This is a genomic window from Sphingopyxis sp. MG (assembly GCF_002953155.1).
Classification (GTDB): domain Bacteria; phylum Pseudomonadota; class Alphaproteobacteria; order Sphingomonadales; family Sphingomonadaceae; genus Sphingopyxis; species Sphingopyxis granuli.
Genome location: NZ_CP026381.1, coordinates 2,686,543 through 2,700,355 on the forward strand (window position 1 = coordinate 2,686,543; position 13,813 = coordinate 2,700,355).

The following is a 13,813-nucleotide window of genomic DNA, read 5'->3' on the forward strand; positions in this document are numbered from 1 at the left end:
TTTCTCCCGCTTCAACATGAATGAAAGATATGATGACAGACACTAACATGGACATGGTGGCCGGCGTCGGCCGCGAGGACTGGGAACGGCGCACGACAAGCCGAACGGGAGCGGGACGCGTGGCCGACCCCTATCCGAAGCTCGCCGAATTGCGCCGGCAGGGGCCGATCCACCGCGGATCGACCTTCGACCTGTTCGGCGTGCCCGACCCGATGGCCGAAGTCTGGCCCGACGCGCCGCGCTTCATCTCGGTCGGCTATGACGTGACCGAACAGATATTGCAGGACAATATCGGTTTTTCGAATGCCGGCATCCGCAAGATGACCGAATATGTCTTCGGTGAAGTGTCGTTGATGGGCTCCGACGATCCCGAGCATCGCAAGTTCCGCGCCCTCGTCCAGCCCGCCTTCACCCGGCACGGTCTCGACCTGTGGCGCGGGTTCGTCCGGCCGCGCCTCGACCATCTGATCGAAGGGTTCAAGGCGAAGGGACGCACCGACCTCTATTTCGAATATTGCGCCGAGTTCCCCGTCTATGTCATCGCGATGGTGCTCGGTATCCGGCCGCAAGATCTCGAGCGCTTTCACGAATGGGCCGCGATGCTCCAGATCGCGGCCGCGACGCCCGACGAGGCGCGCAATGCCCGGCTGGCGGTGGAGGAGTATATGCGCGGAATCATCGAGGATCGGCGCCGCAATCCGCGCGACGACATCGTCAGCATGCTGCTGCAACGCGAGATCGAGCTCGACGGCGTGCAGCAGAAGATCAGCGAGCGCCACCTCCTCGGCCTGATCAACAACCTGCTGCCGGCGGGGGCGGGCACCACCTATCGCTCGCTCGGCATCCTGCTCGTCACGCTGCTCGAACGGCCCGAACTGCTCGAACGCCTCTATCACGACCGCGAGCGGATTCCGCGCGTCATCGAGGAACTGTTGCGCTGGAACGGCCCGGTGCTGTTCGCGCCGCCCCGGCTCGCCACGCGCGATATGGTCGTCGCCGGGGTCGAGATTCCCGCGGGATCGATCGTCGAGCCGGCCATCGGCGCCGCCAACCGCGACCCCGCGCGTTTCGAGGATCCCGACAGCTTCATCGCCGACCGCAACCCGCGCGTCACCCTGTCCTTCTCGACCGGGGTTCATTATTGCGCCGGGTCGCAGGTAGCGCGGATGGAGCTGACGGCGGCGCTGAACGCCCTGCTCGACCATCTTCCGCACCTGCGGTTCGATGACAGCCAGCCGCCCCCGCAGATCACCGGCCTGATGTATCGCATGCCGACCGGCGTGCCGGCGATGTGGGGATGAAGGCCGCGATCTTCGTCGCGCCCGGCAAGGCGCTGCGGCTGGAAGAGGTGGAAAGCCTGCCGCTCGGGCCGACCGACGTGCATGTCCGCGTCGACGCCACCGCGCTCTGCCAGACCGATGTCGCCGTGCGCCGCGGCGATCACAGCTATGGGTCGCCGCTGCTGATGGGACACGAAGCGAGCGGCACCGTGCTGGCCGTCGGCAGCCATGTCGCGGGGCTGAAGGCCGGCGACACGGTCATCAGCTCGTCGGCGCCGGCATGTGGCCACTGCATCCAGTGCGCCTCCGGCCGCCCGCATATCTGCGTCCAGTCGCTTCACCTGCGATCGGTGCCCCGCGCGCGCCGTGCCGACGGATCGGTCGCGACCGGCCTTTTCGGACTCGGCACCTTTGCCGAGGAAATGGTGGTCGACCGGGCATCGCTGGTCGCGGTCGATACCGATCAGCCGCCCGAATCGCTGGCCCTGATCGGGTGCGGCGTCACCACCGGCCTGTCGACCGTTCTCAACCGGACCCAGCTGTCGCACGGCGGGTCGCTGGCGGTCATCGGCTGCGGCACCGTCGGGCTCGCCGCCATCCTGGGCGCGGGCCTGAAGGGTGCGGCGACGATCGTCGCCATCGACCCCAATCCCGCGCGCCGCGACGATGCCCGGCGCCGGGGCGCGACGCTGGTCCTCGATCCGGGGGCGGGCGATCCGGCCGAGGCCGTCCGCGCCGCGACCGGCGGACTGGGCGTCGACGCGACCATCGATGCGGTCGCAGCCCCCGCCACCGTGGCGCAGGCGCAGGCGATCACGCGCCGTTCGGGGGAAATCGTCATCGTCGGCATGCCGCCGGCGGACGCGACGTTCGATCTGGCCGCCCTGCCCTTCTTCCTGTCCGAACAGCGGCTGTCGAGCGCGCTGTTCGGTTCGGCGAACATCCGCCGCGACTTTCCCACCTTCGTCCGGCTGGCCGAAAGCGGCCGGCTCGATCTTGCCAGCTTCGTCAGCCGCACGCTGGCGCTGGGCGACGTGAACGCGGGGCTCGACGCCTTGTCGCGCGGAGAGATATTGCGCGCGGTGATCCGCCCCGGCCGCCGGTGAGAGGATCCGGCGACCGGGGCGTCCCCGTCAGGCGATCGCCCGATCCTCGGCCGGCTGCGCCGCGAACGCCCCCATCACCTCTTTCGCAAAGAAGCGCAGCCGCTCGATGCCGCCCCACGGATCGTTGAACAGCACGTAGTCGACGCCGACCGCCTCCAGTTCCTTCAGGCGGGCGACGCATGCCTCGGGGGTGCCGATCACGGTCGAGGCCTCGGTCGCGTCGCGCGAGGAATCGAGCATCTGCGACCCCACCACCGGCGCTTCGCTTTCCTCGCCCGGCACCCGCGCGGTCGCGGCGAGCATCGCGATGGCTTTCAGCCGCCGTTCGATTTCCCCGGTCCGCTTCGCCTCGTCGTCGACGAGCAGCAGTCCGCGCGTCACCGCGATCTGGTGCGGCCGCGACGCCACGCCGCGCCGGGTCTGCTCGTCGCGATACCAGGCGATGCGCTCGCCGATGGTTCGGGTGTCGCTGAACTGGTCGAGCATCAGCGACTGCCCGCGTGCCGCCGCCTGACGCACCGAAGCCTCGCTCTGGGCCGCGACCCAGATCGGCGGATGCGGCTGCTGCACCGGCTGCGGTTCGACGAGGATGTCGCGATAGTGCCAGTATTCGCCGTCGTGCGACCAGCGTTCGCGCGTCGTCCAGCTTTTCAGGATCAGTTCGATGGCCTCGTTGAAGCGCGCCGGGGCGGTCGCGGGATCGACCATGAATCCGTGGAACTCGTTGGGGCGATAGCCGCGGCCGATGCCGAAATCGAGCCGCCCGTCCGACACCACGTCGACCGTCGCCGCCTGCTCCGCCATCAGCACCGGGTTGTGCCACGGCAGCACCGTGACCCCGGTGCCAAGGCGCATGCTGGTCGTCAGCCCCGCCAGATAGGACAGCAGGGTCATCGAGGCGCTGAGCTGGCCCGCCCCGGTGAAATGATGCTCGACCAGGAACAGCGAATCGAACCCCAGTTCCTCCGCGCCGACGACATAATCGACGAAACTGCGATAGGACTGGCTGTCGCCCGACTGGTCCGCGCCGCGGGCGGCGCCGCCGAAAAGTCCGAATTTCATGATCGTCTCCTTTGTCTGATTAGGGGGCGGTCGCCGGCTGCGCGGCCTGTTCGAGCCGCTGTCGCAGCGCCGGCTTGTCGATCTTGCCGATCGGATTGCGCGGCAGGCTGTCCAGAAGATGATAGGCGACCGGGCGCTTGAACCGCGCTAGCGCCTTCTCGATCTCCGCCTGCAGCGCGGGGACGAGGGCGTCGGCATCGCCGCCCTCGGGCGCGACGACGAAGGCGACGGGCACCTCGCCCATCACCGCGTCGGGCCGGCCGACCACGGCGGCTTCGGCAACGAGGTGCGTCGCCATGATCGCCTCTTCGACTTCGGACGGATAGATATTCTCCCCGCCCCGGATGATGAGGTCCTTCTTGCGCCCGACCAGCGTCAGCCATCCCGCGCCGTCCAGACGGCCGAGGTCGCCCGTCCGCAGCCAGCCGTCGACCAGCACCGCGGCGCTATCCTCCGGCCGGCGCAGATAGCCTTTCATCACGTTGCCGCCGCGGACGGCGACCTCGCCGACCGTATCGGGCGGACAGAACGCCCCGTCCTCGCCGACGATCGCGACCTCGATGCCGGGCATCGCGCGGCCGACGCTGCCGGGGCGGCGCGGGCCGTCGAGGGGGTTGAGGGTCGCGCCGACAGTCGATTCGGTCAGCCCGTACCCTTCGAGGACCGGCACGGCGTAGCGCGCCTCGAACGCCCCGATCGCCTGCGCGGGCATCGGCGCGGCGCCGCAGATGGCGAAGCGCAGCCGGGGCGCTGGCGCGATGGCGCCGCGTTCGGCGGTCAGCAGCAGATACATCGCCGGCACGCCCGAGAAATAGCTCGCGCCGCTGTCGCGCACGCTCTGCCAGAAGCTGTGCCGGTCGAAATGTTCGAGGATGCACGCGCCGCCGCCCGCCGCGAGCGGGGCCAGGATGCTGACCAGCAGGGCGTTGACGTGAAACAGCGGCATCACGAGCAGCGACAGGTCGCCATCGAGCCGCAGCGCGGCGTGGATCGAGCGCAGCATCGCGTCGATGTTGCCATGGCTCAGCATCACGCCCTTGGGCCGCCCTGTCGTGCCGCTGGTGTAGATGAGCAGCGCGGTGTCGTCGGCCGCCACCGCCGCGTCGGGCAGGACCGCCGCCGATCGCTCGGGCGGCGCATCGACCGGCAGCAGCGTCGCCGTCGTCCCCGTCAGGCGGTCGCGCGCGGCGGCGTCGACCAGGATCAGCCGGCTGCCCGAATCCGCGACCTGATACAGCGCTTCGGCGCTGGTCAGCGCCGGGTTGATCGGCATGAAGGCGGCGCCGATCCGCCACGCCGCGAACATCGCGACGACGATGTCGATCCGGTTCGGCAGCATCGTCGCGACCACGTCGCCGCGCCCGACCCCCTTCTGCACGAACAGCAGCGCGAGACCGGCGACCTCGGCCGCGAAATCGGCCGAAGACAAAGCGCGCTGCTCGTCCCGTATCAGAGGCGCGCCACCATCCCGGCGCGGCTTCCAATGGATGTGCAGGGGATGAAAATCGTCCATCGCCGTCACCCCATCCCGTAGGCGCCATAGGCCGAGGCCGCCGCCGGATCGAGGCTGCCCCAGTCGACGCTGGGCGAGGCGTCCTCCGAGGTCAGGATATCGACGATCGCCGGTCCCTCCCCCTGCCACGCCTCGCGCAGCGCCGCCCGCGCCTCTTCGAGCGTTTCGGCGCGATAGCCGCGCGCGCCCATCGCCCGCCCCATCGCCGCGAAATCGACCGGTCCGAAGGTCGAGCGCGGCTCGATGTCGAGCATCTTCTCGCCCTGCATGATCCAGCCGAAGCCGGCGTTGTTGAGGATGACGAAGACGATCGGCAGCCGGTGCCGGACCGCCGTTTCGACCTCGCCGATCCAATAGGAGGTGGCGCCGTCGCCCGACACCGCCACCACGCGCCCGCCCGGCCGGTCGCCCAGCGCCAGCGCCGCGCCGATCGCGGCGCCCCCGGCCCAGCCGATCCCGGCCAGCCCGCGCGGCGCCAGGAAATGCCGCCCGCTGCCGCGCACGCGATAGCGCGAAGCGGTCCACCCCGACGCCAGGCTGGCGTCCGACACCAGAACGCAGTCCTCGTCCGCAAGGTCGGACAGCGCGAGGATCACCTGCTCCGGCGCGACGCGCGGATCGCCCTCGGCCGTGCCCGGCTGCGCGGGGCATTCGGAAAGGTCCGTCTGCCATGCCGCGCGCGGCGCCGCGCCGCCCAGCGCCTCGCGCAGGCGGCGCGCGGTGCGCCCCGCGTCGGCGCAGATCGACAGCCGCGCCGGAATCGCGCGCCCCAGTTCGGCCCCGTCGCTATCGACATGGATCAGAGTCTGCCGCGCCGACGGCAGGCGCCAGAGGAAGGAATTGAACTGGGCGAATTTCGACCCCAGCACCAGCACCACATCCGCCTGGCGCAGCGCCACGCTGGCTTCGACCGATCCGAACACGCCGACGACGCCGCGCGACAGCGGATGATATTCGTCGATGACCCCCTTGCCGTTGATCGAGGTAACGACGGGGATCGAGCATTGCTCGGCCAGCGCGACCACCTCGGCCGCCTCGCGGCTGCTGAGCGCCCCGCCGCCGGCGAGGATCAGCGGACGCTGTGCCTGCGTCAGCAGCTCGGCCGCCTGCGCGACATCCTCGGTCCGAGGCGCGGCGCCGTAGCGCGGCCAGCGCCCCGCCTCGGGGTCCGCGGCCACGGCCTCGCCGGCGGCGGGCGCAAAGAAGATGTCCTCCGGAATCTCGAGCACCGCTGGGCCGGCGCGGCCGGTCACGGCGGTGCGCACTGCCTCGGCAAAGACGTCGGGCAAGCCCTCCGGCGCGTGGACGCGGCTGACCCGCTTGGTCACGCCCTGCAGCATCGCCTGCTGCTCCATCGCCTGCGAGGCGACGCCGCGCACGCGCAGATGCTCGCGCTCGGTCTTCACGTCGGCGACGATCGCGAGGACCGGGATCGCGGAGGCATAGGCCTCCGCCAGCCCCGACACCAGGTTGGTCGCCCCCGGACCGACCGTCGCGTCGCACACCCCGATCCGGCCCGACACACGGGCATAGGCATCGGCGGCGCAGGCGGCATTGCGCTCGTCGCGCATCATCACGTGGCGGAACCCATGGCGGCGCGCGGCGGCATAAAGGGGAATGGTCTGCCCGCCCGGCACGCCGAAGCACACGCTGGCGCCGACCGCCTCCAGGCATTCGATCAGGGCGTCGCCGAACTGGCGCTGGGTTTCATTCTGTTTCATATTGACCCCTTGAAGACGGACCGGGAACCGGCCGTTCGATGGTTTCGCAAAGGCGGGAAAAGGGGCGCAGCGCCGCGAGCAGCAGCAGGATGGACAGCGTCCCCGCGCCCACGACGAGCACGACCATTCCCGACGACAGATTGGCCCCGCCTCCCAGCCGGTCGGAGACCATGGCCACGACCATCGGCCCGCAACCCACCGCGACCAGCGAATTGACGAGCGTGTAGACGGCGGCGAACAGGCCGGTCGCGCGCGACGGCACCGTCCAGTTGATCGCGAAGATGGCGTAGGTGCCCGAGGGCACGAGAAAGAAATATCCGGCCGCGAGCAACAGCAGCAGCATCGGCGCCGACGGGGCCGCGAAACCGGCGAGCAATGGCACCGCCCCCACCGCGATCGCCCCGGCGCAGATCAGCGGCAGCGCGTCCATGCGGCCGCGCGACCGAAAATGGCCGGCGATGCGCGGCGCGGCCGCCAGTCCGGCGAGGGCCGCGGTCACGCCCGACAGCCCGAACCAGATTCCTGCCTGCCCCGCCTCGAAGCCGAAGTCGCGGACCAGCAGGCTGGGCAACCACGAACTGACCCCCAGCACGATCGCCTGCCCAAGCGCGGAGGCGACGAACAGAAGGACGAACAGCGGCATGTTCCGGCGCGCGAAAACCCGCTCGGGCGACGTCGGCGCCGCATCGACCGGCACGGCCGCGCGGATCGACGCGGTGCGCGGCGGCTCGCGCACCGCCGCGGCGAACAGCGCGGCGAGCAGCAGGCCCGGCAGCGCCACGACGACGAACGTCGCCCGCCATGGCGCCAGAAACAGACTGCCGATCGCGACCGGCTCGCTGCCCAGCAGCTGCACCGCGACGCCGCCCAGCATGAAGGCACCGAAGGCGCCGAACACGCCGAAGCCGACGAAAACGCTCGTCGCGGCCGCGCGCCGGTCGGGCGGGAACAGGTCGGCGATCATCGAGATCGCCGCCGGAAACAGCACGGCCTCCGCCACCGCGACCCCGACGCGCAGGATCGCGACCGTTTCGAAGCTGGGCGCAAAGGCCGTCGCGATCGTCGCGGTCGTCCAGCACAGGACGCCGGCGAGGATCAGCCGGGTGCGCCGGACCCGGTCGGCGAGCCACCCCATCGGCAAGGCGAACACGCCGCCGAACAGCGCGAAGACCGGACCGACGAGCAGGGCGATGGCGGTGTCGCTGATGCCGAATTCGGCCCGCACCGGCGCCACCAGCAGCGCCAGGATCAGGCGGTCGAGATAGGAAACGATATACAGCAGGCCGAGCAGCAGGACGACGACCGGTGCCCCGGCCGCCGCCCATGGCCTCTGCCCCCTTCCCCTGCCCATGACGGAGAGAGTCGTCACGAGGTCAGAAGCTGTAGCGGGCGCGGACGCCAAACTGGCGCGGATCGCCGACGTAGCCGACGTACAGGCCGGTCGACAGCGGCGATGGGTAGACGAAATTCACATATTTGTCGTTGAACAGGTTCCGCGCGAAGGCTTCGAGCGTCAGCCCTGACGCCGTTTCGATGCCCAGCCGCGCGTTGATGATCGTCCGCGGCCCCTGAAAGGCATAGGGGTCGAGGTTCTGCTGATAAAAGACGCTGCTCTTGTGGCTGCCGTCGATCCGGCCATAGCCGGTCAGCGCCGCCGTCAGCGGCGCACGATATTCGGCCGATCCGCCCAGCGTCCATTCGGGTGCGTTCGGCAGGCGCTTGCCCGACAGGTCGCACGGCGGCGCGATGCCGGGAACGCACGAACCGTCGGTGAAGTCCACGTAACGCGCATGGGTGTAGGATGTCTGGAATTGCAGCGTCAGCCCCTCGGTGGGGAGGGCGGTGACCTCCAGTTCGCCGCCCTTGATGCGGAAAAGCTCCGCATTGCGCGTGACCAGATTCAGGCCGTCGAAGGCCTGCGCCTGAAAATTCTGGTAATCGGTCCAGAACAGGGCGGCCGAAAAGCGCAGCTTGCGGTCGAGGATATTGCCCTTCAGCCCGATTTCGTAATTGGTGTTCTTTTCCGCGTCGAACTCGAAATTGTTGAAATTCGGAAGGCGCGTCAGGTCGAACCCGCCCGGCTTGAACCCCCGCGCCACGCTGGCATAGAGGTTGAGGTCGCGCTGCAGGCTGTAGCGCGCGTTGGCGACCCAGGTGAACTGCGACTCCCGCCGCGACTGCTGGCGATTGCCCAGCGAAGCATAAGCGACGTTGCCCGACGTCTGGGTGAAATCGACGTCCTGGTCCTCGCGGGTATAGCGGCCACCGGCGGACAGGGTCAGACGGTCTGTCAGGTTGAAATCGACGTGCGCGAAGGCGGCATAGCTCTTGTCGTTCAGGCGCGACGCGATGGTGGTGTCGCCGCGCTGACCCGGAAGGATGACGGCCGCGGCGTCGGCGCGCGGCTGCAATATTTCCAGATCGTCGGATCGCCGCGCGAAATAATAGAGGCCCGCGACATAGGTGACGCGCTGTCCCGAGGGCGAAGCGATCCGCAATTCCTGGCTGAACTGATCGTGCCGCTGATCGATGTAGAAATCGTCGAGCAGGCGGAGTGGCAGCGAATCGATATCGCTGATCGGCGTGACGTCCCAGCGGCGCCACGCCGTCACCGACGTCAGCACATGATCCCCGACATCGACGTTGATCTCCGCCGAAACCCCGCCGCCGCTGTTCGGGTTGAGGTTGCGGCTGTTCTGGATCGTCTGGCGCGAATAGGGCGATCCGGCGGGGATCAGCGAGACGATCGGGACACCGAAGACGTTGGCCGTGGGGGTCCAGGCAACGGGAATCGCCGAACAGCATTCGGACCGTTCGCGCAGATAATCGCCCGACAGAAGGACATCGAAGCCCTCGCCGCGATAATAGAGTTTCGCCCGGCCGCCGCTGCGGCGCAGATTGTCGACCGAACGGCCGGTGGTCGCATTGTGCGTCAGGCCGCCCCGGCGCACATGATAGGCCGAAACGCTGATGCCGAGTCGATCCTCGACCAGCGGCCCGGTCACGCTTCCGCGCAGTTCGAACGCGTCATGCTCGGCCGCAACGCCCTCGACGAAGCCTTCGACGCCCGACAGCGACGGACGCCGCGTGACGATATTGACGAGCCCGGCCGCCGTATTGGCGCCGAACAGCGTCCCCTGCGGACCGCGCAGGATCTCGACGCGCTCGATGTCGGCGAGTTCGCCCGTCGCCGCGCCGTAGCGGGCCAGAAAGACGCCATCCAGGAAGACGCCGACCGACGACTGCTTGCCGGGGTTATCCTGCTGCGACGTTACCCCGCGCAGCATGATGCGCCCGGCCCGCGCATCGCCATATTGTTCGGAGGTGAAACCCGGCGCCACCTGCGACAGGTCGTGGAATTGCGTGACGCCCGCCGCGGCCAGTTGATCGCTGGTGAGCGCGGTCAGCGAAATGGGAACGTCGACCAGCCGCTCCTCGCGCTTCTGAGCGGTGATGATGATCTCCGCATCGCCCGAATCGACATGACTCGCGTTGCTCGTTGCGGTGGTTTGCGCGCCGACGGGATTCGCCGCGGCGACCACGGAAAGAGCCGCCGAGCACAAGAAAATCCTTTTTCGGTAGATATTTGCCATCGTTTCTCTCCCCAAGACCGCTCGTTGTTCGAACGGTTATTTTCCTATGAATTATCTATCTGATTATGATAAATCAAGCCTCTCGACGAAATTTCGGCTCGAGAGGCTTCACGGCCCCGGCGATGCGGCCGTCCTGCCCAAGGGAAAGGCAGCGCCGGCGGGCCCGGCGACGGGCCAATCAAATTCAACTCGAAGAGGTGTAATCTGCGGAATCGGTCGCGCGACGGCCGCCCGCGATTTCAGCCGCGCACCGCGAAGCGCGGTCTCGCCATTTCGTCAGTACGCTCTTTGCGATCCGTCGGATCGGACGGGAACGCCCGCGCCCGTCAACTGCCCCAGACGGTTTCCACGTGGCGCAGGAAATTGAGTCCCATGATCTTCTCGATCCGGCCGCTCGAATAGCCATGGGCCGACAGAAGGTCGATCAGCCTGAAGAACTGGCCGGGTCCGCGCAGGTCGACGACGAAGGGATAGGTGTCCGGCCGCTCGCCGGCGGCGCTGATCCCGGCGGCGCGGCGCTCGGCGATCTCCTTGGCGAGGACGGCCTGATATGCGTGGAGATCGTCGATCGCGGTCACGGTGCCGTCGGTGCCGATGCCGACATGATCCTCTCCGCAGATGTTCACCGCATGGTCGATATGCGCGACGACGTCCGCGGCGCGGGCGCGGCCCGACCGGGCGAGGAACGGCATGAAATAGATGCCGACGAAGCCGCCCCTTTCGGCGACCAGCCGCAGTTCGGCATCGGTCTTGTTGCGCGGCAGGTCGGTCACGGCGCGGCAGCCGGTGTGGTTGATCGAGATGGGGGCCGTCGACAGCCGCGCCGCCTCCAGGCAGGTGCGCTCGCCGCTGTGCGACAGGTCGACGATCATGCGCTGCGCGTTGAGCCGCTCGACGACCTCCCGTCCGAAGGGCGTCAGGCCGCGATTCTCGGGCGCCATGGCGCCGTCGCCGAGCCGGTTGGCGGGATTGTAGGTGAGCTGGAAAATGCGGACGCCCATGTCGGCGAACAGGTCGACGCGGCTCGCGTCCTCGCCGAGCATCGCGCCGTTCTGGAAGCCGTAGAGGATGCCGATCTTCCTTTCGGCCCCGGCGCGGCGGATGTCGGCGGCGCCGAAAACCTTGAGCAGATCGGCCGGGTGGCGGCGGAGCAGCGCGTCGGCTTTGGCGACGTCGCGGACGCTCGCCTCGAACGGGTCGTCGGGACCGGCGACATAGCCGAAGGTGCAGTTGATCGCGGTGACGCCCGATTCGCGCGCTTCGGCCAGCACGCGCGGCGAATAGGGATCGTCGGCGCCCTCGACATTGGGATCGGAAAGGCCGCCGAGCGCATTGACGATCAGCCGGTTCGCGCGGCCGGGCGCCGCCGCGGCGCGCACCGCGGACGGCCCCAGCGAGGCCGCCGCCAGTCCCGCCGCGCCGGCCAGCAGCGCCCGCCGGTCAATCGTCATCGCCAAGCTCCGCGGCCGTCGGGACGACATAATCGGCGCGACGGAATTCCCGGCCGCGCTTCACCGTCATCTCGATGCTCCCGATATTGCCGATGTCGGCGAGAGGATCTGCACGAAGAACGACAAGGTTCGCCAACTTCCCCACCTCGATCGACCCCATGTCGCTGTCCTGTCCCGCCGCACGCGCACCGACGAGCGTCGCCGAATGGATGACCGCGAGCGGCGGCATGCCGACGTCGTGGGCGAGGTAAAGCAATTCGGCATGGACTGCGGGCCACGGATCGCCGGCGGGGTTGACGAAATCGGTGCCGGTCGAGATCGGAATGCCCGCCCGCCACGCCTGCTGGGTCAGCGCGATCGTCCGCGCCCCGCTGCAGCGAAGCGGCTTCTTGCCCGGATCCGCCTTGCGTTCGGCCTCGAACTTGACGAACAGGCTGCCCGTCGCGTCGAGGATCGTGCCTTGCTTGCGCATCGTCCGATAGAGGCGGGCGACCACCGGATCGTCGCCCGTCGGGGCCAGCAGCGCCTCGTCGACCGGCGTGCGATCCTCATAGGCGGTGAGCATCACCGGCTGCGCCTCATAGGCCAGGTAGCAGACATGGCTGACGACATCGGCGCCCGCCTCGATCACCTGCGCCGGGCGGGCGGGAAAGATGGCGCTGTGCGCCCAGATCATCAGCTTCTGGCGGTGCGCCTCGGCGGTGATGGCGGCGACGCGCTCGGCGGACAGGTCGGCGTAGATCTTGATCGCGGTCGCCGCCGTGCCGCGTGCCAGCGCCACGGCCAGACGCAGGTCGGTCTTTGTGTCGATCGCCTGCATCCACGGCGCGGTGCCCGGCGCGAACCCCCGCGTCACCGCGAGGACGCGCGGATCGGCGAAGAAGGGCGGCCCCGCCATCAGCGCGGCATAATAGATGTCGGGCGCCGCTATCTCGCCGACCAGCGATGCGCGCGCCAGTTCGCCCACCGCGCGCAGGTCGTCCGCCATGTCGCGCACCGCGGTGACGCCGCCGTAGAGCTGGCGGCGCAGGATCGCCTCCGCCCGCGCGCGGTTCGGCGGCGTCGCCAAATGGACGTGGCTGTCGATCAGCCCCGGGATGACGAAGCGGCCCGGCAGCGGAACTGTGCGCGCCGTCCGCGCGCGCTCCCCCAGGCTACCGTGCGCGCCGATCGCGACGATCCGCTCGCCCTCGATCAATAGGTCCTGACCGGGACGCGCCGGCGCCCCGGTTCCGTCGATGATCGTTATATCGGCATAGAGTATCGCCTCGGCCGCACTCGACGGAACGGCCGCCAACAGCGAAGCCGCAAAGACAAGCGAGCGGAGGAAAGCCGGGATGGCGAACGGGCGCGGGAGCGACGCAGACATGGCGATGGCGCTAGCCCCATTGCCCGCTGTCCGCAATTGCCGGGCGCGCATCACGCCGCGCCGAGCTGGCGCAGCACGTCCTGCACCCCTGGAAAATCCCGATCCTGCCGCAGCGATTCGAGCCCCGCCGCGACGTCGAGTTCATAGTCGGCGACCCCCGCCGATTCGAGCTTGCGGCGCGCGCCCATCGCGGTGATCAGCCGGGCCGCCGCGCGGTTGTGCGACAGGATATGGATGTCGAGCGTCGTCAGCCCGGCCGCGAGACAGTCGACGAGCAGCGCCGCGGTCATCATCCGCGCCAGCCCCAGCCCGTGAAAGGCGTCGAGCACCGCGATCGAATACTCGCCGACGCGCCCGTCGCTGTGATGCCGCACCGCGTGCACCGCGCCGATCGCCGGCTCGCCCTCGCATTCGGTGCAGATGGCGCCCCAGGCGATGTGATCGTGCCCGTCGACGTCGGCGAGCCGTTCGACCACCGCGTCGGGCATCGTCGGCGCCGGCGAGAAGAAGCGCAGATAGCGCGCCTCCGCCGACAGCTTCGCGATCCCCTGCCGCAGCAGGTCGGCATCGTCGGGCGTGATCGTGCGCAGACACACCGCCGTCCCGTCGGTGAGCCGGCTGCACACGACGATATTGTCGATCGGCCTTGCCCGGGCCTGCTCCATCGCCTGTCCTTCCGTCGCTGCGGAAGCGCGAAGCTAACCCGCCGCGGCGGCGA

At 69.1% G+C, this 13,813-nt stretch carries 10 protein-coding genes; 2 read left to right on the forward strand and 8 right to left on the reverse strand.

The features are described from left to right. Window positions 1–29 precede the first annotated feature (29 nt). Both C3E99_RS12405 and C3E99_RS12410 read left to right on the forward strand, forming a co-directional pair. On the forward strand, window positions 30–1,301 hold the full coding sequence (locus tag C3E99_RS12405) for a cytochrome P450 (RefSeq protein ID WP_158682274.1): 1,272 nt from the start codon (window positions 30–32) through the stop codon (window positions 1,299–1,301). After that, window positions 1,298–2,386 carry a zinc-binding dehydrogenase gene (locus tag C3E99_RS12410; protein WP_076076725.1) on the forward strand — a complete coding sequence of 363 codons (1,089 nt, stop codon included), beginning with the start codon at window positions 1,298–1,300 and terminating at the stop codon, window positions 2,384–2,386. Before C3E99_RS12405 ends, C3E99_RS12410 begins: the two co-directional genes overlap by 4 nt. A 27-nt stretch (window positions 2,387–2,413) precedes the next feature. On the opposite strand, the gene C3E99_RS12415 is transcribed toward C3E99_RS12410, so the two are convergent. The 8 genes from C3E99_RS12415 to C3E99_RS12450 form a co-directional block, all read right to left on the reverse strand. Further along, a complete protein-coding gene (locus C3E99_RS12415; protein WP_076076726.1) occupies window positions 2,414–3,448 on the reverse strand; it encodes an LLM class flavin-dependent oxidoreductase in 1,035 nt (344 codons plus the stop codon). Window positions 3,449–3,467: 19 nt separating this feature from the next. Beyond that, complete coding sequence (locus C3E99_RS12420) at window positions 3,468–4,961, reverse strand: class I adenylate-forming enzyme family protein (protein WP_104959841.1); 1,494 nt, start codon at window positions 4,959–4,961, stop codon at window positions 3,468–3,470. Window positions 4,962–4,966: 5 nt separating this feature from the next. Beyond that, window positions 4,967–6,682, reverse strand: coding sequence for a thiamine pyrophosphate-binding protein (locus tag C3E99_RS12425; RefSeq protein ID WP_076076729.1), 1,716 nt, complete (start codon window positions 6,680–6,682; stop codon window positions 4,967–4,969). After that, entirely contained in the window at window positions 6,669–8,051 is a 1,383-nt protein-coding gene (locus tag C3E99_RS12430; RefSeq protein WP_158682276.1) for an MFS transporter, read from the reverse strand. The genes C3E99_RS12425 and C3E99_RS12430 overlap by 14 nt, the downstream gene beginning before the upstream one ends. Before the next feature lie 4 nt (window positions 8,052–8,055). After that, window positions 8,056–10,245, reverse strand: coding sequence for a TonB-dependent receptor (locus C3E99_RS12435; RefSeq protein ID WP_158682278.1), 2,190 nt, complete (start codon window positions 10,243–10,245; stop codon window positions 8,056–8,058). Between the two features lie 356 nt (window positions 10,246–10,601). Continuing rightward, window positions 10,602–11,726, reverse strand: coding sequence for a dipeptidase (locus C3E99_RS12440; RefSeq protein ID WP_076076738.1), 1,125 nt, complete (start codon window positions 11,724–11,726; stop codon window positions 10,602–10,604). Then, a complete protein-coding gene (locus C3E99_RS12445) occupies window positions 11,716–13,095 on the reverse strand; it encodes an amidohydrolase family protein (RefSeq protein WP_076076741.1) in 1,380 nt (459 codons plus the stop codon). The genes C3E99_RS12440 and C3E99_RS12445 overlap by 11 nt, the downstream gene beginning before the upstream one ends. A 50-nt stretch (window positions 13,096–13,145) precedes the next feature. Continuing rightward, on the reverse strand, window positions 13,146–13,760 hold the full coding sequence (locus tag C3E99_RS12450; RefSeq protein WP_067110287.1) for a GNAT family N-acetyltransferase: 615 nt from the start codon (window positions 13,758–13,760) through the stop codon (window positions 13,146–13,148). Window positions 13,761–13,813 lie beyond the last annotated feature (53 nt).

Bases quoted from the DNA above. Each gene is read 5' to 3' on its own strand.
- C3E99_RS12450 (WP_067110287.1), bottom strand. From the start codon at position 13,760: ATGGAGCAGGCCCGGGCAAGGCCGATCGACAATATCGTCGTGTGCAGC.
- C3E99_RS12445 (WP_076076741.1), bottom strand. From the start codon at position 13,095: ATGTCTGCGTCGCTCCCGCGCCCGTTCGCCATCCCGGCTTTCCTCCGC.
- C3E99_RS12425 (WP_076076729.1), bottom strand. From the start codon at position 6,682: ATGAAACAGAATGAAACCCAGCGCCAGTTCGGCGACGCCCTGATCGAA.
- C3E99_RS12405 (WP_158682274.1), top strand. From the start codon at position 30: ATGATGACAGACACTAACATGGACATGGTGGCCGGCGTCGGCCGCGAG.
- C3E99_RS12440 (WP_076076738.1), bottom strand. From the start codon at position 11,726: ATGACGATTGACCGGCGGGCGCTGCTGGCCGGCGCGGCGGGACTGGCG.
- C3E99_RS12415 (WP_076076726.1), bottom strand. From the start codon at position 3,448: ATGAAATTCGGACTTTTCGGCGGCGCCGCCCGCGGCGCGGACCAGTCG.
- C3E99_RS12410 (WP_076076725.1), top strand. From the start codon at position 1,298: ATGAAGGCCGCGATCTTCGTCGCGCCCGGCAAGGCGCTGCGGCTGGAA.
- C3E99_RS12420 (WP_104959841.1), bottom strand. From the start codon at position 4,961: ATGGACGATTTTCATCCCCTGCACATCCATTGGAAGCCGCGCCGGGAT.